This window comes from Micromonospora sp. NPDC023633 (genome assembly GCF_040640035.1).
Lineage (GTDB): Bacteria > Actinomycetota > Actinomycetes > Mycobacteriales > Micromonosporaceae > Micromonospora.
Window position 1 is genome coordinate 1 of record NZ_JBFABB010000282.1, and the last position, 1,314, is coordinate 1,314.

Here is a 1,314-nt window from a genome sequence, read left to right on the forward strand (position 1 = left end):
GCGGGCACCGACGCCGGGCTGGGCGCGGACTACGGTGACCGCGTCGAGGCGGTGGCCTGTGACGCCTCCGACCGGGCCGCCCTGGCCGCTGTTCTTCACGACCGGGCCGTCGACGCGGTGGTGCACGCGGCCGGCGTACTCGACGATGGGGTCTTTGCATCCCTCACACCGCAGCGGATCGACGATGTCCTGCGGCCCAAGGTCGATGCCGCGCTGCACCTGCACGAGCTGACACGGGACATGGACCTGGCGGCGTTCGTTATGTTCTCGTCGGTCGCCGGCGCCCTGGGCAGCGCCGGGCAGGCCAACTACGCCGCCGGCAACGTCTTCCTGGATGCGCTGGCTGTGCACCGGCGCCGTCTCGGGCTGCCGGGCGTCTCGATCGCGTGGGGGCTGTGGGAGCAGCGCAGTGCGATGACCGGCAACGCCGACAGTGAGCGGCTGGCGCGGGCCGGGATCCTGCCGATGACCACCGCGCAGGGGCTGGCGATGTTCGACGCTGCGTCCAGCGGCATCCATCCCATCCCGATCGCGGCCCGGATCCACCACCGGCCGGAACGCAAGACCACCGGATCGGGCGGCGACACCGGGATCTCCCGGCTGGTCACCCTGCCGGAGGCCCAGCGCCACGAGGCGATGCTCGCCCTTGTCCGTACCCACGCGGCCGTGGTTCTCGGCCATTCCTCCGAGGGGCAGGTCGCGGCCGATCTCACCTTCCTAAAGGGCGGTTTCGACTCGCTGACGGGCGTCGAGCTGCGGAACCGGCTCGGCGTGGCGACCGGCCTGCGGCTGCCGGCCAGCCTCATCTACGACTATCCGACGCCCGCGGCGCTGGCGGCGTACCTGAGCCGGGCACTGGCCCCGCCGCCGAGGGACCCGGCGGAGGAACTCCTCGCCCACCTCGCCCGGATCGCCGACGGCATGGACGCGGTCACCGACCACGGATCCCGGGCCGCGGTGACCGAGCGGCTGCGGGCCATGCTGGCCACGCTCACCGCCGCCGACGGCGCGGCCGACCTCGACGATGCCGATCTCGAGTCCGCCACGGACGAGGAACTGTTCCAGCTCGTCGACAGCCGCGACTGACCGCATCGACCATGGGGGACTGAGAACGATGTCGAACGAAGAAATGCTTCGCGACTATCTCAGGCGTGCCATCGCGGACGCACGGCAGGCGAACCGCCGCCTCCGTGAGGTCGAGGACCGCCAGGCCGAGCCCATCGCGATCGTGTCGATGGCGTGCCGGTTCCCCGGCGGGGTGGACTCGCCGGCGGCGCTGTGGGAGTTGCTGGTCTCCGGCGGCGAGGGGATCGG

Annotated in this window: 2 protein-coding genes; both read left to right on the forward strand. The window is 72.1% G+C overall.

Features of this window, described 5'->3' with window-relative positions:
- The coding region (locus AB0G13_RS34730; RefSeq protein ID WP_357883947.1) for a beta-ketoacyl reductase at nt 1–1,086 on the forward strand (1,086 nt) is incomplete at its 5' end.
- A 28-nt stretch (nt 1,087–1,114) separates the two neighbouring features.
- Nucleotides 1,115–1,314: polyketide synthase docking domain-containing protein (locus AB0G13_RS34735; protein ID WP_357883950.1), on the forward strand; the 200-nt coding region annotated here is incomplete at its 3' end.